Genomic DNA, 23709 nt, shown 5'->3' with positions numbered 1-23709 from the left:
CGACGGTGGAAAATTGTCGCCTTCGAAAAACTATCTTTTGCGTCCATGGGGTGATCTCGCCTCTATTGGCAAACATCTACCGGCATTACGTCTTCGACACCTGGGCGCAGCATTGGCGCAAACATCACGCCAAGGGCGACGTTATCATTATTCGATACGCTGACGACAGTGTGCTCGGATTTCAGTTTGAAGACGAAGCGAAGCGATTTCTGGCCGCAATGCTCGAACGCTGCGCGAAGTTTGGACTGACGCTACACCCACAGAAAACACGGCTGATTGAATTTGGCCGCTACGCGGAACAGCGACGCAAGAAACGAGGACTGGGAAGACCGGAGACTTTCGACTTTCTGGGCTTCACGCACTGCTGCTCGAAGACTCGCCAAGGGCGCTTCAAGATACTGCGACTGACGGTGAAAAAGCGGCTGCGGGCGACGCTCGCTTCGCTACGAGAAACACTGAAACGAAGGCGGCACGAGCCGATCGAGCAAGTTGGCTCACGGCTGACAAAGGTTCTGCGCGGCTACTTCAATTATTTTGCGGTACCGGACAACCTGCAAAGGCTGGCTGGTTTCCGTCACGAAGTATGTCGCGCACGGCGAGCAGCACTGAGTCGGCGCAGCCAGAAAGGCAAGATGACGTATGCGCAGTTTGGCCGTTTGGCAAAGAAATATTTGCCGTATCCGCGACGGGTGCATCCTTATCCGTCACAGCGTTTTGCGTCATGACCCGAGGCAGGAGCCGTATGCGGTAATTCCTCTCGTACGGATCTGTGCGGTGGTGTCAGGTAACTGGCATTCCTGCCGCGACCACGGTTTTCTGTTTTTCTGCTCTGAAAACCGGGAAACCGTTATCTGTTCCCTATGATTTGAAGGGTGGCAAACGCTTGATGTCGATGCGCCGAAGAAGTCTGGTGACTAGGGGCGCAACGGCCGGGCGCGTGACACCCGGCTAAAAAATCCTTCAGCCGCCCAGAAAATCCTTCTTGCCGATTTCGACGCCATTGTGGCGCAGGATGTTGTACGCCGTGGTGACGTGGAAGTAGAAATTGGGCAGCACCCAGTCGAGCAGATACGCTTGCCCCTTGAACTCCAGTTTCATTTCATGAAGCTGCGGCGCGATGTCGCGCTCCTCGCTGCAATCTACAAGCTGTATGCCTGAAGAGTGGCGTATTCATTGGTTATCATGGCTGCATCATTGTAGAACGCCAACCGAAGCGGCTTCCAGCGATGGCGTTGTTCTGGGTATTCGGTCTATCCGGCGGACTCTCATCGGGTACCGCTTCTCGGTAACGACCGCATAGGTTGCCAGCCTCGAAACGGAACTGGTCTTGACCCAGAACCATCCATCCCAGTCATGGAGGCTCGCAAGAATCGAATGACGGCTCTTGTTCTCATTGCAGTTTCTCAGATTGTCTCTTGCAGGAATCAAACCCTCTTCAATACCCTCGCTGTCATCCTGCGGCAGTGCACCGCATCAAACTTGCTGTTCATGCCTTCCTCAATAAGCCAAGTGCTGAGCGTGACATGACTTGGCGCCACCCTTGCCACGGCCATGACAGCGTTCAAGTACTTCAACCGAAGGCGTTTCACCGCGAACACAAATATTGAACCTCGCTCGCTGAATAGTTGAGAATGCTGCTCAGGCAATGACATGGCTGGCGAACATCGCTTGCTGATTGGCTGTACGCTGAACGCATGGGTCTTACGTTTCCCTTGACAGCCTTTCTGGGGAACGGCAGCATTTCATCCATCATAGAAAATTCAACAGCACCCAGAGAATCAATCCTGTTCTCTGGTTTCAATTTATCCAGCATCGGTGGCTGTCCAGACGACCGGAAGCACCGCAGTCAAGGAGAAATAAATGGCTCAGTTAACCCCCATGGCAAAAGGATTGGTCACTGTGATCGTGCTCGGCATCGCCGGTTCGGTGGCATGGAATTTCGGATTGAAGGAACAGTGGCAGAACCGCCAGGGCGAGACGCCACCGCCGGTGGTGCAGTCGGCCGGCAAGGCGCTGCCGGCCAATGGCGCAGCGTCCAGTGTTCCGGCTACAAAAGCTCCGCCCGTCAGGCAGGACAAGAACGCAGCGCTCGGCTCCGCGCCCAACCCGCTGCGCGTGAGCATCGTCAGTTTCCACGGCTACGCGCCGGCGCTGGTCGCCAACGGTAACAGTCTCAACACCCAGCCCAATTCGATTTACGGGGCCAAGGGGGTCAATGTCCAGTTTGTCGTCCAGGATGACATTCCGACCCTGTCGACCATTTTTGAATCCGGTGCGGCGCAGTGCGCCTGGCGTACTTCCGATTTCTGGGCGCAGGAACAACCCAACCTGCGTAACGCCGGCCTCGATGGGCGCGCCGTGATGATTGTCGACAACACCCAGGGCGGCGACGCCGTCATCGCCCGCAACCCGGCGGTGACTTCGGTCGAGGATCTGGCCGGGCGCTCGGTGGCCTTGCTCCAATTCACCCCTTCGCACGGCATGTTGATCGATGCCATCGACAGTTCTTCGCTCTCGGCGCGCAAGAAGGAGAGCATCAAGATGGTCTTCATCAACGCCGAGGAAGGCACAGCCGGCGTTCGCGCCGCCTTCGAATCGGCCAATGTCGATGCGGCCGTGCTGTGGGACCCCGATCTGGCGCTGGCTCTGCGCAATGTCAAGGGCTCGCGCGTCGTCTATTCAACCAAGACGGCGACCAACCTGATTTTTGACGTCATGGTTTGCGATTCCCGCCTCCTCGCCAAACCGGAAGGCCAGGCGGTTGTCCAGAAATTTGTCGAGGGCTGGATGGAAGGCGTCCAGGCGGCGCGCTCCAATCCGGACAGTGCCGTCGATGCCTTGGTCAATACCGAGGAATTCTTCAAGCTGCTGGCCGACAAGGAAGGTAAGCCGTTCATCAAGGGCTTGTTTGCCAACGTGGTGTGGACTGGCGTCGAGGACAATGCCCGCATTCTCGGGCTGGCCGGCGGCCCCAACCACTACGAGCGGGTGTATCGGCGCTTCGACGAAATCTATCGCAAGGCTGGCGCGCTGGCCAATCCCAAGTCGCCGGTGATTACGCCGCAGGACAGCTTCGACTACCGCTTCATCAAGTCCATGCTGAGCCGCGACAAGCCGGCCAGCGAAGCCGCGGCAAAACCGCAGGAAACTTTCTCGCAAGCGGCCTTGAAAGAGGCTACGCAGAAGTCGGCGATAGTCACCAAGCCGGTGATGGTCGGCTTTTCAACCGGAACGGCTGAGCTGACCAAGCGGGCGCAAAAGACCATCGACGAGGAAATGGTTCCGTTCATCGAAAACAACGGCAAGGCGTATTTTGAAATCAGCGGCAATTCCGACTCCACTGGCTCGCGCGAAGCGAACCTGCGGATTTCGGCTGCCCGCGCCAAGGCAGTGGTCGATTATCTGAACGGGCAGTGGGAATTTTCGCGCGATCGTTTCAAGATCGTCGGCAACGGCCCGGACCGTCCGCTGTGCAACGAGTCCAATTTCTCTGCTGAGGGACTTTCGCTTGATGAATGCCGGGCGGTGAACCGCACTACCCGCATTGGCGTGTTTGGCGGACGCTAGGCGATGGCCGATTTCTGGAATCCTTACTCGCGGCCCGAACCTGGGCAGGCGCGTCTCTTGGGCCTCTGCTCGGTGGTAACGGTGCTGCTTATCTGGAGCGCGCTGGCCGGCTTCGGGCTGGTCAGCCCGACCCGGCTACCGGCACCGTGGGATGTGCTCAAGGCTTTCTCCTACCTGGCGTGGAACGATGGCCAGAGCATGTTGCTGACCGCCACGCTGTGGTCGGTCGGCCGACTGGCGGTGGCCGGCATCTTCGTCATCGTCATCGGCATCCCCATTGGCATTGCCATGGGTGCCGCTCCGCGCCTCAATGCCGCCCTCTCGCCGCTGATCGACCCATTCCGCTCGGCGCCGGTGGTGGCGCTGCTGCCCATTCTGGTGATGTGGCTGGGGATCGGCGAGGAAATGAAAATAGCGTTTCTTTTCCTCGGTGCCGTGGTTTATCTGATCCCGATGGTGCGTGACGCCATCCAGGCGGTACCGCAAAGCTACTGGATCGGCGCGCGCGATCTGGGCGCGACGCCTTGGGAATGCATACAGAAATCGGTCATTCCGATGGCCATGCCGCGCATTGCCGACGGCGTTATCGTCGCCTTCTCGGTGATGTGGACCTACATCACGGTGGCTGAATATGTGAACGCCCGGGTCGGGCTCGGGCAACTGATCCAGAACGCCCGTCGTTTCAGCGCCTGGGACCAGGTTTTTGCCGGCATCATCGTCATCGTGGCGCTGGCATTGCTGACGTATCAGTTGATGGTTTACGCCAAACGGCGGCTTTACCCGTGGGAGACGCAACTGTGAGTGCACCCAAAAGCATACCCAACAGCGCACCCGACAGCACCCCGGTTAGCTCCGGAAAAAAGCCGGCCATCACCGTCACTCTCAAGAATATCGTTCAGGAATACCCGGCGCCGGGCAGTGGCACGACGCGTGTGGTCGATGGCGTCAATATCGATTTTTCCAGGCCGGGAATCAACATGCTGCTGGGGCCTTCGGGTTGCGGCAAGAGCACGCTCCTGCACATGATGGGCGGCGTGCGGCCGATGGGCGTGAAGACGCCGACTTCCGGCACCATCCTCATCGACGGCGTGGAATGCGAAGGTCCGCACGACGATTCGGTGATGGTCTTCCAGCGTTACGCCAACCGCCCCGATCTGACGGTGTTCGAGAACGTCGCCTTCCCTTTCCGGCTCAAGCTCTGGAAGAACAGGGTGCCCGAAGCCGAATGGCGGCAAAGAGTCCAGGATATGCTGAAAGCCGTTGGTCTGGCCGACAAGCAGAAGCTGCGCCCGTCCCAGCTTTCCGGCGGGCAGAATCAGCGTGTGGCATTGGCGCGGGCGCTGGTCTTGCGGCCGCGCATCCTGCTCATGGACGAACCCTTCGGTGCGCTCGATGCCCAGACGCGCGAAGAGATGCAGGGTCTGCTCATCGAGCTTTACAACGCCTGGCCCTGCCTGGTCATTTTTGTTACCCATGACGTGACGGAAGCGCTGATCCTGGGCGACCGGGTGATCGTGCTGTCCTCGCAGCCGGCCAAGGTGGCAGACGATTTCACCATCGACACGCCGCGCCCGCGATCCGTTGCCTGGCAGCGTTCGAGCGAAGCGGTGAAAATGGAGGAAAGCATCCTTAGCCAGTTGCATAAGGCCAGCCCGGGCAAGGGCTCGGTTCGCGTAACGGTCTGAGAACTTATGAAAAAATCAATAATCCACCGCAGAGGCGCAAAGGTGACCGAAGGAAATGCAGAGCCACAGAGAAAACATGCCGCGAAGCAAATCCCGTGGGGCGGAGTAACCGCATTGGTTTTAAAGGTTTTCTCTGCGAAACCTTTGCGCCTTTGCGCCTCTGCGGTGGGTGTTCAGGTATTTTTTCACAGCCTCTGAGCAGAGATAAGAGAAAGACGTGGCGGAAGACAAACCTGCATACCTGAAAGAGATGCTCACCAGCCAGGGCAATCTGTACGCCCTGCTGGGATCGACGGCGGTCGGCGTGGTGCTGTCGATTCCTTTTGGTTTCGGCGTTGGCGCCATTCCGCTGATTGCCTTTGCGGCAGGAGAAATCATCGCCGCGATGTACCTTCCCTCGTCGATTTCCTTCCGCGATCGCGTTGACCGCAAACTGCGCCGTCAGGGGCGGGTGGCGGCGCGCAATCAGTTGCTGCAGGAAATCGAGGCGCGCTGCACTAAAAGGGACAACTCCTTTCAGCAGCTTACCCGTGTCTACACGCGGATGTCCGAGCGCATCGCCGCCCTCTACGCCCATGCCGACAGCAGCAGCAATCGCCTTTCGCTGCAGGATGTCGAGAAGCTGGAAGATGCCGGCCTCGACTATTTGCGCGTATGGCTGGCGGTACTGGTGATGGAAGACCGGGCGACGCAGATCAACCTTTCCGATATCGAAGAGCGCATTGCCGGCCTGGATCGCGAACTGAAATCGCCCCGGCCGGGCAGCGACCTTCGCCAATTGCAGAAGGCGCGCGCCGAGTATGTGGCCATTATCGAACGCTATCACCGCATGACGAGCCGCAAGCGCGCCCTTGAGGCGGCCATGCTTTCGATGCCCGACCAGATGGAAGAAATCTACCAGACCATCATGACCACCTCGGACACCGAGGACGTCGGCTCTCGTCTGGACGATGCCATCGCCAAGCTGCGTCTGCAGGAAGACATCGAAGCCGAACTGGCCGGCGAGATCAATGGTTTCGACAGGATCATGCCAGGCATCGTTGCACAGGCCTCACGACCGGGCGCAAAAAAACCGCAACTGACGGCCATTAACGGCAGTCGGAATCACTAATACCTCCAGAAGAAAGGAAGCATCGCATGGCTGACATCAACTTCATCTCCCGCCTCTCCAACCTGTGGTCGGGATTCGTTTCATTGTGGATCACCGACGTGGAAAAGCGTCACCCGGAGATCGCCTACCAGAACGCCATTGATTCGATGATCGACAAGTACGGCAAGCTCAAGTCGGCCACTGCCTCGATCATGCGGCGGCGCGAGGATGTCTCGGCACGGCTGAACACCGAGCAGCAGGAGCTCGCCGCCATCAACGCCGACCTCAGCGCAGCCCTGGCCACCGGGCAGGATGAACTGGGGATTGTCCTGATCCAGAAAAAGAATGCGCTGGAAACCAGCATCAAGACGCTCGAACAGGACATGGAGCAGGCCAGAACCGATGCCGATGAAGCCAAGTCCTCGTTGATCCAGGTCAAGAGCGAGATCCAGAAACTCAAGGACGAGAAAGACCGCATGCTGGCGCAGATGCTCAGCGCCGAAGCGCGCATGAAAATCCAGAATCAGCTCGAAGGGCTGTCGGTCGATGCCGAAGTGCGAGCGCTGGACAATGTCCGCGAGCACATCAAGAACACTGTTGCCGAAGCCAAGATGGGCAGCGAACTGCGCGACAGCGATCTGGATGTTCAGTTGAACAAGCTGCGGCAAAGCAGCGGCGCCATCACCGCCCGCCAGCAACTGGAAGAGATGAAACGCCTCAAGGCCACGCAGGCCGCCGGCAGCAGCAAGAGCATGTGATGAACACCCTGCCGAATGAAGCGCCAAGCCGGCATCCACTGCCGGCCTGGGCCGAGACTGTGCGCCAGAAATACCTGGCCGGCGAGGCTTCGGTTTTCGTCCTTTACGGAAACGTCTTTGACCGTACGCTGATCGGAGATAAACCCTACGCCCTGGTCGACTTCCTGTCCGAGATCCTGCTCAAGGACAACAAGCAGCGGATTTTCGAAGTCAGCATCGATCGTGGCGTGCGCGCGCTGCATCAGGCGAGCCTGGAAGAAAAAGAGGAAATCTACCGGCAGCTCGAAGGCAAGGGGCTGTCAGGAATTTTCGAGTCGCTGGAACGCCGTATGCGCGCGCAACCCTCCAACGCCGTGATTCTGCCTTATGCGGGAACGCTCCTGCCGGCGGCCGAACTGCACATGCTCTCGCTGGAAGAGCGGGGCGCCTTTACCGCTTTGCACCGCTGGTCACTCGACGACGAGTTGTCGGCCAAGGACAACGTGATCATCCTGATCAGCGAATCGCTGGCCGAAATCAACCCTGCCTTGCTCGCCAACCCGCGTGTTGCCGCTGTCGAACTGCCGATCCCAGACCGTGCGGCGCGCGACTTGGCCATTCGCCACTACGCGCCGAAAATGCCGGCCGAACAGGTGCAAATCCTGGCCGACCAGACCGCCGGGCTGCGCCTCATCCAGCTCGCCAGCATCGTTGCCAGTGAAGGGCCGCAAGGCCTTGATGAAGCGCAGCGCAGCAAGCTGATCGGCGATCTGCTGCAAGGTACCCCCAATGCCGCCGAGCGCTCGGCGAAGCTGGCGGCGATCACTTCCGGCATGACGCCCGATGAAATCCGCCAACTGGTCGACCCGACCCGCCCGTTGCCCGATGCGGACGATCCCTACAGCGAGATGCTGGAAGTGGTGCGCAAACGCAAGCGCGAACTGATCGAAAAGGAATGTTCGGGGCTGATCGAATTCATCGAAGCCAGGCATGGCCTGGAGGCGGTGGGCGGCAACGAGCTGATCAAGGCCGAACTGATGGAAATCGCCCGCCTGATCAAGGGTGGCGAGCGCAGCCGGGCGCCGATGGGTTTGCTCGCCGTGGGCGCCATGGGGGCCGGCAAGACCTTCGTCATCAAGGCTTTTCTCAAGGAGGCCGGGCTGTCCGGGATTGCGCTGAAGAATTTCCGTTCCAAGTGGGTCGGCTCGACAGAAGCCAATCTGGAGCGCGTGCTGGCCACCGTCAAGGCCATGGGGCCGATTGCGCTGGTCATCGACGAAGGCGACCGCAGCTTCGGCAACCAGAGCGAAGACTCGGACGGCGGCACCAGCTCGCGGGTCATCGCCCGGCTCAAGGAATTCATGTCGGACACCGAAAATCGTGGGCAAGTGTTGTTCATCCTGATGACCAATCGCCCCGACAAGCTGGACACCGACATCAAGCGCCCCGGTCGTCTGGATCGGAAAATTCCCTTTTTCTATGCCGAAACGGGCGCCGAGCGGGCCGCAATCGTCACCGCCATCCTGCGCCGCTATCGTGTCGATTGCCCTATCGCCTTGGCGAGTTGGGAGTCCCTGTGCGAGCCGCTCGAAGGCTATTCCAACGCCGATCTTGAAGCCCTGGCGCTGCTGGCGGTCGAATTCGCAGGGCGTGAAGGCGGCGTGCTGAGCGAGGCGATCTTTGCCCGTGCCGTCGACGACTTCATGCCGCCGCGTGAAACCGCCATGCTCAGCTACATGGAAATGCTCGCCGTTTTCGAAACATCGCGCCGTTCGCTGTTACCGCCACGTTACCGCTCGCTAACCCCGCAGGAAGTGCAGGATCAATTGGCTGCCCTGCGGCGCCAACTCAATCACTAACGGGCATGGCTTTGAAAGGCGCCCCAAATAATGAAAGTCATGCCCGTTTCCCTCACCCCCGACCCCTCTCCCAGAGGGCGAGGGGAGGTTCGAGAGTCGCTCGCGCGACTTCCACACTATAGGAGTCCCTTATGTTCCCTCTCAAGACCGATACCCCGCTGATGCAGGCGCAAGTCGTGGCCATTACCCGGCTGATGCTGCAGGTGGCGCATGTGGATGGCGAAAAGACTGCTGAGGAGGTGGTGTTGATTCGCGGGTTTTACGAAAGCTGCGCCGAAGCCGGCAACGGCTGGCAGGACTTCGCCAGTCTGGCTGGCGAATCTGTTGTGCCCGCCATCGCCGCAGCCGACTTCGCCGACCAGGGGCAGCGCGAAATGGCGCTGGCCACCTGCCTGATGGTGGCCTGGGCCGACGGTGCTTTCTCGCCCAAGGAGGACGAGGCGGTGCGCAGTATCGCAGTCAAGCTGGGTGTGGACAATGACCGTTTCGCCCAGGTGCTTGCGCTGGTCAAGGATCACATGCTTGCTCAATTCGCCCGATTGCCGGATACCGGATCGATCGTTGCGGTAGCCAAGGAACTGGGATGAACGGGGAGGTGGTATGAAGGGAATAATGAGCTTTCTGGCACGCGCCAATCTGGTGGAGTTGTCGGAAGAAGAAAGAGTGAACGCATCCGTTGCCGATGTCGCAGATACACCGGACAACATCCCGGTCGCAACCGAGCCATCACCCGAGCCTGCACCCGAGGCGCCACCGCCGCCCGTCCTCAATGACGAGGAATGCGAAGTAGCCGGTGACCGGCCGCTGGAAGAAATATTCAGTTCGGCCGGCATCCCCGCATCGCCTTTTCCCGCAGAAAAAATGCTGCGCCTGCTTGATGGCCTGCGTGCCATGGATGCGTCAACGCGCAAGGCGGCCGTGCTGGCGATGGATGCGGCTGACGACAACTGGCAGATTGCCGATTGCGTAAGTGATGCCGAGCGCAAGATCGCCGCCATTGAAGCCTACAAGCAACATCTGGCAGCGCAAGTGGCCGGCAGCGAGCAACAGGTGAGCACACAGATCGCAGACATCAAATCGGGTCTGGAGAGCACAACGGCCGCGATCCGTCGTCAGATTTCGGAACTGGAACAATTGCTGCAGCGCGAAGTCGCCAAGGAAGCCCAGCAGACTACCAGCCTTGAAGGCACGCTGCGCGCCACGCGCGAGGCTGCCGCACGTGAAACGCGGCGCATGGCGACCGAAATCGAGCGTCTGCGCGAAATCACCACGCAATTCGGGCCGGTGTAAGCCGACGCATTTGTAAAGCAGACAGCATCAATTTTCATACCCGTCATTCCGGGCTTGACCCGGAATCCAGTTGTGCTCCCCTGGATTCCGGGTCAAGCCCGGAATGACGATTTTCAGCAAGGGTTGCCGCCATGTCGCTTTCGCGTTTTCAATCCACCTTCCGTTTGCTCTGCGGCCTTGCCGCTGTCGTTCTGTTCTGCGGGGCCGCCAGCGCCGCCGGGGTGCGACAGTTTTCGCCGCAAGGCCAGGTCGATCAGCAGGTTCGGGCGACGGCGGTTTTTTCGGCAGACATGGTGCCGCTTGGCCGCCCCGATGCGCCGCCGCCGTTTAGCGTCGATTGCGGCGAGGTCAAAGGCAAGGGGCGTTGGGGCGATGCACGAAGCTGGTCTTATGCGCTGGAGCGCCCCTTGCAGCCGGGCGAGCGTTGCGACTTCCGGCTCAAGTCAAATCTCAAGGCGGCCAATGGCGAAGCCGTTTCCGGCGAATCGAGCTACGCCTTCTTTGCCCCCGGCCCGTGGCCGCGTTCGCTGACGCCGCGTCCGGGCGGGGCCATTGAAGAGGATCAGGCCTTCATCATCGAGGCCAGCGGTGCGCTCAAGCGTGAATCGGTCGAACGCAATGTGTGGTGCGAGGCCGATGGCGTCGGCAACCGCATCCCGGTGCGCATCCTCGACGATGCCACGCGCAACGCAATTCTCGCCACTCTGCATGTCGATGTTCAGCCGGGTACGCTGGCCATCGCCTGTTCCGAACGTCTGCCGGCCGGCGCGAAAATGCGTCTGGTGTGGGGCAAGGGTGTCGAAGCCGACAATGGCGCAAAATCAAGCCGCAACGAAAGCTTCCACTATGTCGTGCGCGAGCCTTTCCGCGCCAGCTTCAGTTGCGAACGCGAGAAGCCGAACGCGCCATGCTCGCCACTTTCCGATTTGCGCATTGAGTTTTCGGTGCCGGTGGATTCCAAGAAAGCAGGCAGCGCCCGCCTGGTTTCGCCGGAAGGCGCCCGCTCGCCCATGGCGCCGAATCAGGAAGGCGACCGCGAAAATACTGTTCAAACCCTCACCTTCAAACGACCTTTCCCGCAGAACGCCGAGCTCAAGATTGAGCTGCCATCCGATATCAAGGATGAGGCTGGACGCCCGCTGAGCAATGCCGCCAGTTTCCCGCTCAAGGTGCGTACCGGCAGCCTGCCGCCGCTGGCCAAATTTCCTGGCGCGTTCGGCATCGTCGAATTGAAAGAGGGCGGCGTGGTTCCGGTGACGCTGCGCAACGTCGAGGTCAAGCTGCCGGTGGTCAACCTGCAGCTGCCGGCTGAAAACGCGCATCGCTTCACCGCGCAACGCCTGACTGACGATGCCGAAGTGATTGCCGCGATCAAGGCGCTGGCAAAATTCGAACAACAGACCCGCCTGCTCAAGATCGGCAAGGGCAAAGAAGCGCACGACTACGAAGACCCTTATTACGCCCGTGAACTGCCGTTCCTCAAGGGCAAGGCCGGCGTGCTCAGCCGCGAATTGCCCAAGCCGGGCGGTAGCACCGAGTTCGAAGTGGTCGGCATTCCCTTGCAGAAGCCCGGCTACCACATCGTTGAAATCGAAAGCCGGCTGCTTGGCGCGGCGCTGCTGTCGACGCCAGCGCCGATGTATGTGCGCACCTCGGTGCTGGTCACCAACCTGGCCGTGCATCTGAAGCGTGGCAAGGACAATGCGCTGGTCTGGGTGACGGCGCTCGACAGCGGCAAGCCGGTCGCTGGTGCCGAAGTGCGTGTTTCCAATTGCGATGGCAAGTCGCTGTGGCAGGGGCGCAGCGACGACGCCGGGCGGGCGCTGGTCGATGTGGCGCTCCCCGAGTCCAGTTGCGATGAGGCCAATTTCATCTTTGCCAGCGCGCGACTCGGCGAGGATTACAGCTTCGTTCGCTCGGACTGGAACGAGGGCATCGAAGCTTGGCGTTTCGGCGTTGAAACCTGGGGCGAAACCGAAGCGCTCAAGATTCATACGATCTTTGATCGAACACTGTTTCGTGCCGGGCAGACGGTATCGATGAAGCACATCGCGCGCGAGCGCAACAGCCGTTCCTTCGCCTTCCCCGAGGCGCAGAGCCTGCCGACCGAACTGGTGATCCGCCACGACGGCAGCGGCGACGAGTTCCGCCAGCCATTGAGCTGGGACAGCCGTGGCGTGGCCACCAATCAATGGAAGATTCCCGAATCGGCCAAGCGCGGCGCCTATCAGGTCGAATTGCGTAGTGCCCCGAATGGCCGGGGCGGCAGCGCCGAAACCGGGCGTTTCAGTGTTTCCGACTTCCGCCTGCCGGTGTTCGCCGGCAGTGTGCAGGGTGTTCCGGGGCGGCTGGTGGCGCCGAAAGAAGTGCCGCTGGTGCTCGGCCTTTCCTTCCTCAACGGCGGTGCCGCCAAGGGCGCCAAGGTCGAGGTGTCGGCGACGCTGCGTCCGCGCTGGCCGGAGTACAAGGGTTACGACGGTTTCAACTTCCAGGTTGATTTCGACGAACAGGGTCGTTCGGCCTTTGCCGTCGATGATGGCCGCGAGCGCGAGCAACTGCTTGCCAACCGCCTGCCGGTGACACTCGACCAGGCCGGTTCCGGCAAGCTTTCGGTACCGCTGCCAGCCAAGGTCAAGGGGCCGAGCGAGTTGTACGCCGAGATGACCTTTGCCGATCCGAATGGCGAGATTCAAACCGTGCATGGTTCGGTCGAACTCTCCCCGGCCAGTCTGGTGGCCGGCATCCACGTCAAGGATTGGGCGTCGGTCAAGGAAAGCGGCAAGGTCGAGATCGTCGTGCTCGATACGCAGGGCAAGCCGGTGGCCGATGCGCCGGTCAAGGTCAACGCCAAGCGCCGTATCGATTACAGCCATCGCAAACGCATCGTCGGCGGTTTCTACGCCTACGAGAATCACACCGAATTTGTCGATATGGGCGAAGTCTGCAAGGGGCGCACCGACTCGCGCGGCAAGTTCCTGTGCGAGCCGCGCAGCAGCGAGCCGGGCAACGTTTACCTGTTGGCCGAAACACGAGACAAGGCCGGGAACCTCGCCTTTGCCGGCACCAGCTACTGGGTGACGGGCGGTGGCGACCTGTGGTTCACCGCCGGCAATCAGGATCGCATCGACGTCATCCCCGAGAAGCGCAGTTATGCGCCGGGCGAGACGGCGCGCTTCCAGGTGCGCACGCCCTTCCGCGAAGCGACGGCGCTGGTTTCGGTCGAAGCTGGCGGCATCATCGAAACGCAGGTCGTGCCGCTGTCGCGCTTCAAGCCGGTGATCGAGTTGCCGGTCAAGGGCGAATGGGGGCCGAACGTCTTTGTCTCGGTGCTGGTCGTGCGCGGCCGGGTCGAGCCGCTCAAATGGTATTCATTATTCACCTGGGGCTGGCGCGAACCGACGGCGTGGTTCAAGGAATGGTGGAATCCCCTGCAGCCGACGGCCATGGTCGATCTGGCCAAGCCCGCTTACAAACTCGGCCTGGCGACGATTGAGGTCGGTGTCGAGGCCTTCAAGCTGAAGGTTGAAGTAACGCCCGAAAAGGCGGACTACCAGCCGCGCGACAAGGCGCAGGTGAAAATCAGGGTGACACAGCCGGACGGCAAGCCGGTGCCGGCGGGGACGGAAATCGCCTTCGCCGCCGTCGATCAGGCTCTGCTCGAATTGCGCCCGAACGAGAGCTGGAAACTGCCCGACGCCATGCTGCCGACACGCGCTTATCAGGTCGAAACCGCGACCGCGCAATCGCAGGTGATCGGCAAGCGGCACTACGGCAAGAAGGCGGTGCCGCCGGGCGGTGGCGGCGGCCGTGCGCCGGCGCGCGAACTGTTCGATACCTTGCTGCTGTGGGACCCGCGCGTGGTGCTCGACGCCACGGGCAGCGCCACGATTACGGTGCCGCTCAATGATTCGCTGAGCGAGTTCAAGCTGGTGGCGGTGGCCGATGCCGGTGCCGGATTGTTTGGCAGCGGTAGCGCCAGCCTGCGTACCAGACAGGATCTGCAACTGATCTCCGGCCTGCCGCCGCTGGTGCGCGAGAAGGATCGCTATAGCGCCCTGCTGACCCTGCGCAATGGCACGGCGAAGGCGATGGTCGCCAGCGTTTCGGCCAAGGCCGGCGAGCGCTCGCTCGAAACGAAGGAGGTCAAACTCGAAGCGGAAAGCGCAGCCGAACTGGTCTGGCCGGCCGACGCGCCGGAAGGCGAGACTTCCCTTGTCTGGGAGTTCGCTGCCTTCGATATCGCCGATAAATCCGGAACCGCCAAGGATCGCCTGCGCATCACGCAACAGGTCGCCCCGGCGGTGCCAATTACCGTGCAGCAGGCGACGTTTGCGCGCATCGACGGCAAGCTGGAACTTCCCGTCGCGCTGCCGAGCGGCGCGGTTTCGGGCAAGTCCGGTCCGCTCGGTGGTATCGAAGTCGCTCTTTCTGCCCGGCTATCGACACCGCCGCCGGGCTTGAAGCGCTTCTTCGAGGAGTATCCGTTTGTCTGTCTCGAACAGAAAACCTCGGTGGCCATCGGCCTGCGCGATGCGGCGCGCTGGCAGCAGGTGGTCGAGGCGATGCCAACCTATCTCGACAGCAACGGGCTGGCGCGCTACTTCCCCGGAGAGGGAAGCAATGGTGGCCCGGGCAACGCCGGCAGTCCGGCGCTCACCGCCTACCTGCTCGATGCCAGCCACGCCGCCGCTTTCGCCATTCCGCCGGAACTGGCACAACGCATGGAACGAGGCCTGGCGGCCTTTGCCGAAGGGCGCATCAAGCCCGAGCACTGGTCGCCGCAGAGCGATCTGGTGGTGCGCAAACTTTCGGCGATTGAAGCGCTCACCCGGCGTGGGCAGTCCCCGCTGTCGGCGATTTCCAGCCTGGAAATCGAACCGCTGCGCCTGCCAACCTCGGCGCTGATCGACTGGTATCTGGTCGCCAAGCGGCTGACGAAACTGCCGGATCGTGCGGGCAAGCTGGCGGCGGCCGAGCGCGAAATCCGCAACCGGCTGTCGTATCTTGGCGGACGCCTGACATTCACCAGCGAGCGCTCGGACTTTTGGTGGTGGCTGATGGTCAGCGGCGACGCCAACGCCTTCCGCCTGATCGAAGCGGTGGTCGACGACCCGGCCTGGAAAGACGATCTGCCGGCCCTCGTGCAAGGTGCCATGCTGCGCCAGCAGCGCGGGCGCTGGCTGACCACGGTGGCCAACGTCTGGGCAACGATTGCCCTCGACAAGTTCGGTCGCCAGTTCGAGCGCGACGCGGTGAGTGGCAATACGCACGCAACGCTCGGAGCGCTGCCGCTGCAGAACTTCACCTGGTTGGGCAAGACTGATGAAATCAACAAACTGCTGCTACCCTGGCCTTCGAAGAATGGGGCAACCGACAAGTTGCAACTCATCCACGAAGGCAGCGGCAAACCCTGGGCGGCGATGCAGGTTCTCGCCGCCGTGCCAGTGAAAGAGCCCAAGGCCAACGGCTTCCGCGTCACACGCGAAGTCACCCCGGTGCAGGAGAAACAGAGCGGCAAGGTCAGCCGCGGCGATGTCTGGCGCGTGCGCCTGACTGTCGAGTCCGATCAGGAGATGTCGTGGGTCGTGCTCAGCGACCCGATTCCCGGCGGCGCCCGCATTCTCGGCGAAGGCGACGGCCGCGATTCGCACATTGCCGGCATGGGCGAGAAAGAAGGCGCGAAAGGAGAAAACAAGGCCTGGCCGACCTACGTCGAACGCACCTTCAGCGCCTACCGCGCCTATTACGGCTACGTCCCGCGCGGCAAGTTTTACATCGACTACACGCTGCGGCTGAACAACGCCGGCGAATTCTCGCTGCCGGCCACGCGCGTCGAAGCGATGTACGCGCCGGAGGTGTTCGGTGAGATACCGAACGGAAAAGTGGTGGTTGGTGAGTAGAGGTGGTCTGGGAGGCTCATGGATAGGCGGTCTACACGCTGGTGTCTTGGAGAGCCACGTTTTTATTGGCTCCAGGGCATGTGCTCTCGTAGATCGCCATCTGGCGAGGCTTATAGCGAAGGTCTTCGGGAAGTGGTGGGAGTGGCAGGTAGCAAGCGGCGGCAGCTTGACGCAACGAGAGACCGCGCCTAATATCCAAAGGTTTTTTTGCCTGGGCGCGATGCAGTGAAACTGGAGAAACTCTACAATCTGATTGGATCGGACATGAAAGCCGTAGACGCGGTGATTCGCACACGTCTTCATTCCGATGTGGCGCTTGTTCGGCAGGTAGCCGAGTACATTATTCAGAGTGGCGGCAAGCGGCTACGCCCGGCATTGGTGCTGCTTTCTGCTGGCGCCCTTGGTTATCAGGGTAAGCAACATCTTGAGCTGGCAGCGGTGGTTGAGTTCATTCACACGGCAACGCTGCTGCACGACGATGTGGTTGATGAGTCCGATATGCGGCGGGGTCGTGAAACCGCCAATGGCCTGTTTGGTAACGCCGCCAGTGTGCTGGTTGGCGATTTTCTGTATTCGCGGGCTTTCCAGATGATGGTTGAAGTCGACGACATGCGCGTGATGCGTGTGCTGTCGGATGCGACCAATATCATTGCCGAGGGCGAAGTTTTACAGTTGATGAACTGCCACGATGCCGATGTGGATGAGGCGCGCTACCTGCAGGTTATACGCTACAAAACGGCCAAGCTTTTCGAGGCTGCAGCCCAGCTCGGCGCTATCATCGGCAGGGCCTCCCCGGAGATCGAGCATGGCATGGTCGAGTTCGGGATGCATCTGGGAACCGCCTTCCAGCTCATCGACGATGTGCTCGACTATTCGGGTGACGAGGTGGAGACTGGCAAGCATCTCGGTGACGATCTGGCCGAGGGCAAGCCAACGCTGCCGCTGATTTATGTGATGCAGAACGGCACTGCCGAACATGCAGCCTGTGTTCGCAGATCCATCGAAAATGGCGGCCGGGATGATTTCCCGGCAGTGCTGGAGGCGATTCGTGCCACCCGTGCGCTGGAACATGCAAAGAAATGCGCGCAGGCGGAGGCAAATCTCGCTACGGCTGCACTTGAGGCGCTACCCGCTTCCATATACAAGGATTCTTTGCTAGAATTATGCCTCTTTGCGGTTGCTAGAGCCTTCTAGTACTGCCTTTGTTTCGGTCGGGGCGTAGCTCAGCCTGGTAGAGTACTGCGTTCGGGACGCAGGAGTCGGAGGTTCGAATCCTCTCGCCCCGACCACTAATAACAAAAACTTTCAACGCCGGTTGTGAATGTCTCCAGCATGGTTTGCGCCGTATTATCTTACGAGCGTAATCCACGAATGCTTTCTTGCACCAGCGCGGTGCTGCAATGTGTGCCCTCCCCAGTTACTGCCATGTCAGCCAGACCACTCACCAAGTACAGATCGCGTCAATTACGACGTCTCTAACACCTTTGCCACCAGCGACAATGGGTGATGGCTTCGTTATTGGTTTCATTGACGAAAATCGCTGTTGTGGCGAGCTTCTGCTATGCTTAAAAACGTTTATAGAACAGCTAATACATCATGAAATACTTCTTCTTGATTGCGCTATTTTTTGTTGTTTTGTGGTTGTGGCGCAAGGCAAAGGCTTCTCGCGCGGGCGGGGAATCGCCACCTGTTTCGCGGACGCCGGAAAGCATGGTCAAGTGTGCTCATTGCGGCGTCAACCAGCCGGTCAGCGAAAGTATTCTGACCAATGGGCACTATTATTGCTGCCCCGCCCATCGGCATGAAGCCGAATCACGTGAGCCCTGATTCTCAATGCTGAAGGGGGCTGATACCAGATCCAGCTATTTTTCTGAAATGCACTGGAAATCGCTGCGCTATTTCAATCTTTATCGTTTTTGCATCGCCGCACTGTTATTCATTTCCGCCGTTCTTCACCCGTCTCCTTTCTCGATTCTCAGCCCGGATCGAGGATCGTTTCATCTGGCGGTGACCTCCCTCTACCTTCTGGCCGCGATTTTTTCCTTGACCGGGCTGCATTACTACCGTCGGCGTTTCAATATGCAATTGAGTTTGCAGGTATTGGTCGACGTGCTGGTGCTGACCTTGCTGATGCATACCGGAGGTGGCTTGCGCAGCGGCCTTGGTGCCATGTTGCTGGTAACATTGGCCGGAGCCGGGCTGGTCGGGCAGGGGCGGTTGGTGTTGTTTTACGCGGCGATAGCGACCATATCGGTTCTGTTCGAGCAATCCTATCGGGCGATGGTGGTTGACTTTGAAGTGGTCGATTTTTTTCAGGCGGGTCTGTTCAGTGCCGGTTTTTTTGCAGTCGCCATATCAGCCCGCTTGCTGGCGCGTCGCGTAATCATCAACGAAGAACTGGCTCAAAAGCGCGGGGAGGATCTTAGAAACCAGACCCTGGTCAGTCAGCGGGTAATCGAGGAAATGCAGGACGGTATTCTCGTGCTTAACCGCAGTGGATGGGTCAAGCAACACAATCCGCGTGCAGAACAACTGCTGGGTTTGGGCGATCCCTCGGAGCGCAAGCTGATTAACTACTCGACCGAATTAGCGCAAGGCTTTTCCGATTGGTGCGAACATGTCACCGATGTGCCGATGCTGGTGAGAGCTCCCGCCAGCGGGATGCAATTGCGTGCCCGCTTCGTTTCAACAGATAGCTCGGAACGTGATGTGCTGGTTTTTCTTGAGGACATGGGAAGGTTGAAGGAGCAGGCTCGACAACTCAAGCTGGCAGCACTCGGGCGCTTGACAGCGAATATCGCGCATGAGATTCGTAATCCGCTTTCGGCAATCAATCATGCCGGAGAGTTGATGCGTGAAGAGTCCCGTGGTCGGGTGAATGATCGCCTGCTGCGCATCGTGCTCGACAATACACAGCGTGTCGAACGGATCGTGAGCGATGTGCTTGAATTAGGGCGACGCGACCGTGCCTACCGTGAACAGATCGATCTGCGAAAAACTCTGCCGATTCTCGTCAACGAATACACAGTGAAAGAGAATGTGGCGACCGGTGTGGTGCAATTCGAGTTTCAGGGCTTGGCTACGATGTTTTTCGACCGCGCCCATTTTTATCAGGTGCTTTGGAATCTTATCAGCAACGCACTGCGCCACTCGCGCGGCATGGAGCGAAGTATCGTATTGCGCGTACAAGATGGCAGCCTTGTAGGATGGGTGGACTTGCATGTCATCGATGATGGCGAGGGGGTCGATGCGAGCCACAGTGAGCAAATTTTTGAGCCCTTCTTCACCACGCATAGCCTTGGCACCGGTCTGGGGCTTTATATTGCTCGTGAATTATGTGATGCAAATGGCGCCCACCTTGATCTGACAAGTTCTAAGCCGGGTGCTGACTTTTGTATTTCGGGGAGGTCGGTCGAGTGACAACGAGCAAAATGGAGCGCCGGCAGCGTGGCCAGTTGGCAAGGGTTCTGGTGGTCGATGACGAGGCGGATATCCGTGAACTTTTCGACCTGACACTGGCTCGCATGGGGCTGGCGGCAGACTGTGCAGGAACGGTTGCCGAAGCCAGGAAGTTTCTCGAGCGAGAGCATTACAGCCTGTGTCTGACCGATATGCGCCTTCCCGATGGTGACGGTCTGGATGTGGTGCGCCTGATCGGCGCGCATTATGAAGAAACGCCGGTCGCCGTCATAACTGCATTCGGTAGCGCCGATAATGCGGTGGCGGCGTTGAAGGCCGGGGCTTTCGATTATCTTTCCAAACCGGTCGCGCTGCATCAACTGCGCACCTTGATCAAATCAGCGCTCAATCTTCCGCAGCCCGGTGAGTTGCAGGACGGTACCTCGGCTGATGCCGCAATGGCCGGGCAACTCATTGGCAATTCTCCGGCAATCGTTCATGTGCGCGAGATGATCGGCAAACTGGCGCGAAGTCAGGCGCCGGTTTACATTTCGGGAGAATCGGGAAGCGGCAAGGAACTTGCGGCGCGCCTGATCCACAGTCAGAGCGCACGCCATGCGGCGCCTTTCGTCCCGGTGAACTGCGGTGCAATTCCCGAGAATCTGATGGAGAGTGAGTTCTTTGGTTACCGTAAGGGGGCATTTACCGGGGCCGACAGTGATCGGGACGGGTTCTTTCAGGCTGCTGACAGTGGAACGTTGTTCCTCGATGAGGTGGCCGATTTGCCATTGGCCATGCAGGTCAAGCTTTTGCGCGCAATTCAGGAAAAGAGAGTGCGCAAGGTGGGTTGTGCCACTGAACAGGGTGTGGACGTTCGCATCATCTCGGCAACGCACCGGAAACTTAAGGAATGTGTTGGCGCGGGTACGTTTCGCCAGGATCTGTATTACCGGCTGAATGTCATCGAGTTGAAAATGCCTACCCTGCGTGAGCGGCAGGATGATATTCCGCTTCTGGTTCAGACGGCGCTTGCGCGGATTTGTGGTGCCAAGCCACCTGAGTTGACACCCGAAGCGATGCACGGACTTTGTGCCTATTCTTATCCCGGTAATGTGCGCGAGCTTGAAAATATTCTCGAGCGGGCAACAGCGTTATGTGTTGACGGCAAGGTGGTGCTTGATGATCTTCAACTGGCGGCTGAGTCGGCTGTTGAGGGAGTCGTCGGGCGCGAGGGTGAAACCATTGATGACCATATGAGCCGTATCGAAAAGCAAGTGATTATCGAGGCACTGGCGAAAACCGGCTTTAACCGGACTGCGGCGGCAAGGTTGCTTGGCGTGACCTTCCGCTCTCTGCGTTATCGCATTGAACGGCTCGGTATCGAAGAGTGAGCACCTTCGACGAGAGAAACGTGGTGAAGACCTCCAGCCTCTCGATTGATGGCTGGATGAATGCAGTACGGCGCATCGAATCATCAAACGTTGACGATCGCCCCGAGGGGGAGGAAATTTCGCTGGTGGTCGTGCATTCAATCAGCTTGCCCCCCTCTCAGTTTGGCAGCGATGATATTACGCGCTTGTTCACCAATACCCTGGACCCGGACGCACATCCCTATTTTTCCAAGGTCTCCACCTTGCGCGTTTCGGCACATTTCCTGATTCGTCGCGATGGTGAATTGATACAGTTCGTGTCTTGCAAACGGCGCGCATGGCATGCCGGTGCATCGTCCTGGAAGGGGCGTGAGCGCTGCAATGATTTCTCGATTGGTATAGAAGTGGAAGGTTGTGATGAACTGCCCTTCGAGAACGTGCAGTACATCCGGCTTGGCAAGCTGATCGAGTCGCTGCGAGCGTGCTACCCGATTGACGCTGTGGTTGGTCATTCCGATATTTCACCAGGGCGCAAGACTGATCCCGGCCCGTGCTTTGACTGGCAGCACCCTGCGCTGCATGGCACCTCGCTTGTGTATCCATGCTGATGTTTGCCGTGCGCGATTGTTTCCTGCTTGTCATTGTTAAGATCCCAGGGCTGCCTAATCGATCATGCCGAAATAATATGCGGATCGCGTATTTATGATGGCCTGATCTGACGTTGTCGAATTGAGACAACATGATGGTCTTTTGTTGTCGATCATAAAAATATTCTTGCGTCAAGTGCGGCGTACTTCTAGAATTGGACGCAAATAGCAAGAGCGGCACAGCGTCCATTGATTTTTCTCCCTCGCTTGAATCTTCCGCCGAGCTCTGTGCTCGATCTTCTATTCAGGCGAATCCGTCTTCGAATTTTCGTATGCATGCCAAGTGGTTTTCTTGTTTTTCGGCAGAATTTGCCGCTCATGGATTCAATCAGTGCATTTCCGATGCGCCCATTGAATGGTCCGGTTTTAAAGGGCCGTTTCTTGCCGTGCTGTAACTTGAATTTTTCCTTGAAATCAGAGATGGAGGTTGATATGGCAACAAGTGCAAAGAAACCCGCAGCGACTGCAAAGCCAGCGGCCAAGAAGGCCGCACCCAGGGCGGCGGCTGCCAAACCGGCAGAGAAGAAGCTTGCTGCCAAGCCCGTAGCAAAGAAACCGGTGGCCAAAGTTGTTGCCAAGAAGCCGGTGGTGAAAAAAGCTGCGGCGAAGCAAGTGGTCAAGGCGGCTGCCAAACCCGTAGCGAAAAAACCGGTTGCAAAACCGGTTGCCAAGAAGTCTGTTACCCAAAAGCCAGAAGGAAAAAAAGCGGCAACAGCGTTCCCTGCATCGGCAGCGCCTGCTCCGTCAACGGCAGCAACGCCGGGCCTCAAAACAGCGCTAAATCCGACAGGCGCCTGGCCATTCCCGACGGGGTCGCGTCCGAAGTAAGTCCTGCATGGGGGAGGGGCAACTTGCTGGCCCCACATGTTTTATTCGAGGCGTAACGTTTTTTACGCTTTTTTTCTTTTGAAGTTCTTTGCGGAAGTGGTTTTATACATATCTGCCGAGATACCGGCGGATGCGATCCACGGCTTCGCTCAGGCGTTCGATGCCGGTGGTGTAGGCAAAGCGCAGGTGAGACTTTGGTGCATGGGAACCGAAGTCCAGCCCCGGCGTGGTTGCGACGCCGACGGTCTCGAGCAGATCACGGGCAAAGATTTCACTGTCTGCGGTCAATGAACTGCAGTCAGCGTAGATGTAAAAAGCACCTTCCGGTTTGGCGCTCAAACGGAATCCCAGCTTTTCGATTTCCGGGATGAGAAAGTCGCGGCGCCGGCGAAACTCGGAACGCCGGTTTTCAAGAATGGCGATTGTCTCCGGGTGGAATGCCGCCAGTGCAGCGTGTTGCGCCGGCGTTGAGGGAGCGATGAAAAGATTCTGTGCGAGTTTTTCGATGTCCCGCGCAAAACGTTCCGGAACGACTAACCAGCCGAGACGCCATCCGGTCATATTGAAAAACTTTGAAAAGCTCTGCACGACGAAGATATCGTCGCCGAATTGCAATGCCGTAGAAGCCTCACGCTCGTAGGTCAGTCCGTGGTAAATCTCGTCGACGATCAGTTGCCCACCTTTGCGCCGGACAAAGCCGGCGATAGCAGCCAGCACTGCGTCATCGAGCAGAGTGCCGGTGGGGTTGGCTGGCGAAGCGAAAAGAGCACCGACCGTGCGCTCGTTCCAGTGCTGTTCGAGGTCGGAGAGCGTCGGTTGAAAATTGTTTTGGGCGCGCACGGGAATGCCGACGGGCACACCCTCGAAGCTGCGCACGAAGTTGGCGTTACAGGGATAACCAGGATCGGTTAGCAGCCATTCACTTCCGGGTTCGGCCAGGCAAGCCAGTGCCAGCAGCAGCGCGCCCGAAGCGCCGGCAGTAACAACGATGCGCGAGGCCGGCAGGGAAATCCCGTAGCGAGTTGCATAGAAAGCGGAAATTGCGCTACGCAGTTCGGGAAGCCCGAGCGCCGGCGTGTAGAACACGCGACCGGTGGCGATGTGTGCCTGGGCCGCGGCAATAATTGGTGCCGGCGTCGGGAAGTCCGGTTCGCCAACTTCCAGGTGGATGATGTCCCGACCCTCGGCTTCCAGTGCCTTGGCACGTGCCAGCAATTCCATGACGTGGAAAGGTTCGATGTGGCCAAGACGGCTGGCGGGGAAAATTGGCATGGCAGAATGATTGAGACAGTGACGAAGCAAGGAGTTTAACCGGAACCCGGACGAAAAAAAGGCCG

18 protein-coding genes and 1 tRNA gene are annotated in these 23709 nt (G+C 59.2%); 16 read left to right on the top strand and 3 right to left on the bottom strand.

From position 1 onward, the window contains the following. Positions 1 to 725, top strand: a 725-nt coding sequence (locus tag ACOYNV_RS02395; RefSeq protein ID WP_422898132.1) for a reverse transcriptase domain-containing protein, incomplete at its 5' end; no start/stop codon positions are given. Between the two features lie 235 nt (positions 726 to 960). On the opposite strand, the gene ACOYNV_RS02390 is transcribed toward ACOYNV_RS02395, so the two are convergent. After that, positions 961 to 1152, bottom strand: coding sequence for a DUF1993 family protein (locus ACOYNV_RS02390; protein ID WP_422898137.1), 192 nt, complete (start codon positions 1150 to 1152; stop codon positions 961 to 963). Between the two features lie 708 nt (positions 1153 to 1860). On the opposite strand from ACOYNV_RS02390, the gene ACOYNV_RS02385 reads away from it, so the two are divergent. From ACOYNV_RS02385 to ampD, 15 genes are all read left to right on the top strand, one after another. Then, positions 1861 to 3567: an OmpA family protein gene (locus tag ACOYNV_RS02385; protein WP_422898131.1), complete on the top strand. Its 1707-nt coding sequence runs from the start codon at positions 1861 to 1863 to the stop codon at positions 3565 to 3567. Positions 3568 to 3570: 3 nt separating this feature from the next. Next, on the top strand, positions 3571 to 4368 hold the full coding sequence (locus tag ACOYNV_RS02380; RefSeq protein WP_422898130.1) for an ABC transporter permease: 798 nt from the start codon (positions 3571 to 3573) through the stop codon (positions 4366 to 4368). Further along, on the top strand, positions 4365 to 5252 hold the full coding sequence (locus tag ACOYNV_RS02375) for an ABC transporter ATP-binding protein (RefSeq protein WP_422898129.1): 888 nt from the start codon (positions 4365 to 4367) through the stop codon (positions 5250 to 5252). The genes ACOYNV_RS02380 and ACOYNV_RS02375 overlap by 4 nt, the downstream gene beginning before the upstream one ends. A gap of 217 nt (positions 5253 to 5469) precedes the next feature. Further along, positions 5470 to 6363, top strand: coding sequence for a hypothetical protein (locus ACOYNV_RS02370; protein ID WP_422898128.1), 894 nt, complete (start codon positions 5470 to 5472; stop codon positions 6361 to 6363). A 26-nt stretch (positions 6364 to 6389) separates the two neighbouring features. Continuing rightward, positions 6390 to 7100, top strand: a complete 711-nt coding sequence (locus tag ACOYNV_RS02365) for a PspA/IM30 family protein (protein WP_422898127.1) — start codon at positions 6390 to 6392, stop codon at positions 7098 to 7100. Continuing rightward, the gene (locus tag ACOYNV_RS02360) at positions 7100 to 8938 is read left to right on the top strand and encodes an ATP-binding protein (RefSeq protein WP_422898126.1); all 1839 of its coding nucleotides are present in this window, start codon (positions 7100 to 7102) and stop codon (positions 8936 to 8938) included. The genes ACOYNV_RS02365 and ACOYNV_RS02360 overlap by 1 nt, the downstream gene beginning before the upstream one ends. A gap of 131 nt (positions 8939 to 9069) precedes the next feature. Continuing rightward, the gene (locus ACOYNV_RS02355) at positions 9070 to 9525 is read left to right on the top strand and encodes a TerB family tellurite resistance protein (protein WP_422898125.1); all 456 of its coding nucleotides are present in this window, start codon (positions 9070 to 9072) and stop codon (positions 9523 to 9525) included. Between the two features lie 25 nt (positions 9526 to 9550). Beyond that, positions 9551 to 10228, top strand: a complete 678-nt coding sequence (locus ACOYNV_RS02350; RefSeq protein WP_422898124.1) for a hypothetical protein — start codon at positions 9551 to 9553, stop codon at positions 10226 to 10228. Positions 10229 to 10359: 131 nt separating this feature from the next. Next, complete coding sequence (locus ACOYNV_RS02345) at positions 10360 to 16128, top strand: alpha-2-macroglobulin family protein (protein WP_422898123.1); 5769 nt, start codon at positions 10360 to 10362, stop codon at positions 16126 to 16128. Positions 16129 to 16353: 225 nt separating this feature from the next. Next, positions 16354 to 17322, top strand: coding sequence for an octaprenyl diphosphate synthase (gene ispB / locus ACOYNV_RS02340; RefSeq protein ID WP_422898122.1), 969 nt, complete (start codon positions 16354 to 16356; stop codon positions 17320 to 17322). Between the two features lie 18 nt (positions 17323 to 17340). Continuing rightward, positions 17341 to 17417 (top strand) — tRNA-Pro (locus ACOYNV_RS02335). Between the two features lie 307 nt (positions 17418 to 17724). Then, entirely contained in the window at positions 17725 to 17955 is a 231-nt protein-coding gene (locus ACOYNV_RS02330) for a PP0621 family protein (RefSeq protein ID WP_422898121.1), read from the top strand. A 6-nt stretch (positions 17956 to 17961) separates the two neighbouring features. Continuing rightward, the gene (locus tag ACOYNV_RS02325) at positions 17962 to 19548 is read left to right on the top strand and encodes a two-component system sensor histidine kinase NtrB (protein WP_422898120.1); all 1587 of its coding nucleotides are present in this window, start codon (positions 17962 to 17964) and stop codon (positions 19546 to 19548) included. Further along, positions 19545 to 20918: a sigma-54-dependent transcriptional regulator gene (locus ACOYNV_RS02320; RefSeq protein ID WP_422898119.1), complete on the top strand. Its 1374-nt coding sequence runs from the start codon at positions 19545 to 19547 to the stop codon at positions 20916 to 20918. The genes ACOYNV_RS02325 and ACOYNV_RS02320 overlap by 4 nt, the downstream gene beginning before the upstream one ends. Positions 20919 to 20962: 44 nt before the next feature. After that, positions 20963 to 21505, top strand: coding sequence for a 1,6-anhydro-N-acetylmuramyl-L-alanine amidase AmpD (ampD, locus tag ACOYNV_RS02315; protein WP_422898136.1), 543 nt, complete (start codon positions 20963 to 20965; stop codon positions 21503 to 21505). A 188-nt stretch (positions 21506 to 21693) separates the two neighbouring features. Here ampD and ACOYNV_RS02310 read toward each other — a convergent pair whose 3' ends face one another. Next, positions 21694 to 22314 carry a hypothetical protein gene (locus ACOYNV_RS02310; RefSeq protein WP_422898118.1) on the bottom strand — a complete coding sequence of 207 codons (621 nt, stop codon included), beginning with the start codon at positions 22312 to 22314 and terminating at the stop codon, positions 21694 to 21696. 160 nt (positions 22315 to 22474) lie between these two features. Then, positions 22475 to 23644 (bottom strand): pyridoxal phosphate-dependent aminotransferase, encoded by a 1170-nt coding sequence (locus ACOYNV_RS02305; RefSeq protein WP_422898117.1) that lies wholly within the window; start codon positions 23642 to 23644, stop codon positions 22475 to 22477. Positions 23645 to 23709 lie beyond the last annotated feature (65 nt).

Source organism: Propionivibrio sp. (assembly GCF_049316945.1).
Lineage (GTDB): Bacteria > Pseudomonadota > Gammaproteobacteria > Burkholderiales > Rhodocyclaceae > Propionivibrio.
This window is presented reverse-complemented; position numbering and strand designations above follow the sequence as displayed.

Bases quoted from the DNA above. Each gene is read 5' to 3' on its own strand.
- ACOYNV_RS02355 (WP_422898125.1), top strand. From the start codon at position 9,070: ATGTTCCCTCTCAAGACCGATACCCCGCTGATGCAGGCGCAAGTCGTG.
- ACOYNV_RS02380 (WP_422898130.1), top strand. From the start codon at position 3,571: ATGGCCGATTTCTGGAATCCTTACTCGCGGCCCGAACCTGGGCAGGCG.
- ACOYNV_RS02330 (WP_422898121.1), top strand. From the start codon at position 17,725: ATGAAATACTTCTTCTTGATTGCGCTATTTTTTGTTGTTTTGTGGTTG.
- ACOYNV_RS02385 (WP_422898131.1), top strand. From the start codon at position 1,861: ATGGCTCAGTTAACCCCCATGGCAAAAGGATTGGTCACTGTGATCGTG.
- ACOYNV_RS02345 (WP_422898123.1), top strand. From the start codon at position 10,360: ATGTCGCTTTCGCGTTTTCAATCCACCTTCCGTTTGCTCTGCGGCCTT.
- ACOYNV_RS02325 (WP_422898120.1), top strand. From the start codon at position 17,962: ATGCTGAAGGGGGCTGATACCAGATCCAGCTATTTTTCTGAAATGCAC.
- ACOYNV_RS02305 (WP_422898117.1), bottom strand. From the start codon at position 23,644: ATGCCAATTTTCCCCGCCAGCCGTCTTGGCCACATCGAACCTTTCCAC.
- ACOYNV_RS02360 (WP_422898126.1), top strand. From the start codon at position 7,100: ATGAACACCCTGCCGAATGAAGCGCCAAGCCGGCATCCACTGCCGGCC.
- ACOYNV_RS02350 (WP_422898124.1), top strand. From the start codon at position 9,551: ATGAGCTTTCTGGCACGCGCCAATCTGGTGGAGTTGTCGGAAGAAGAA.
- ACOYNV_RS02365 (WP_422898127.1), top strand. From the start codon at position 6,390: ATGGCTGACATCAACTTCATCTCCCGCCTCTCCAACCTGTGGTCGGGA.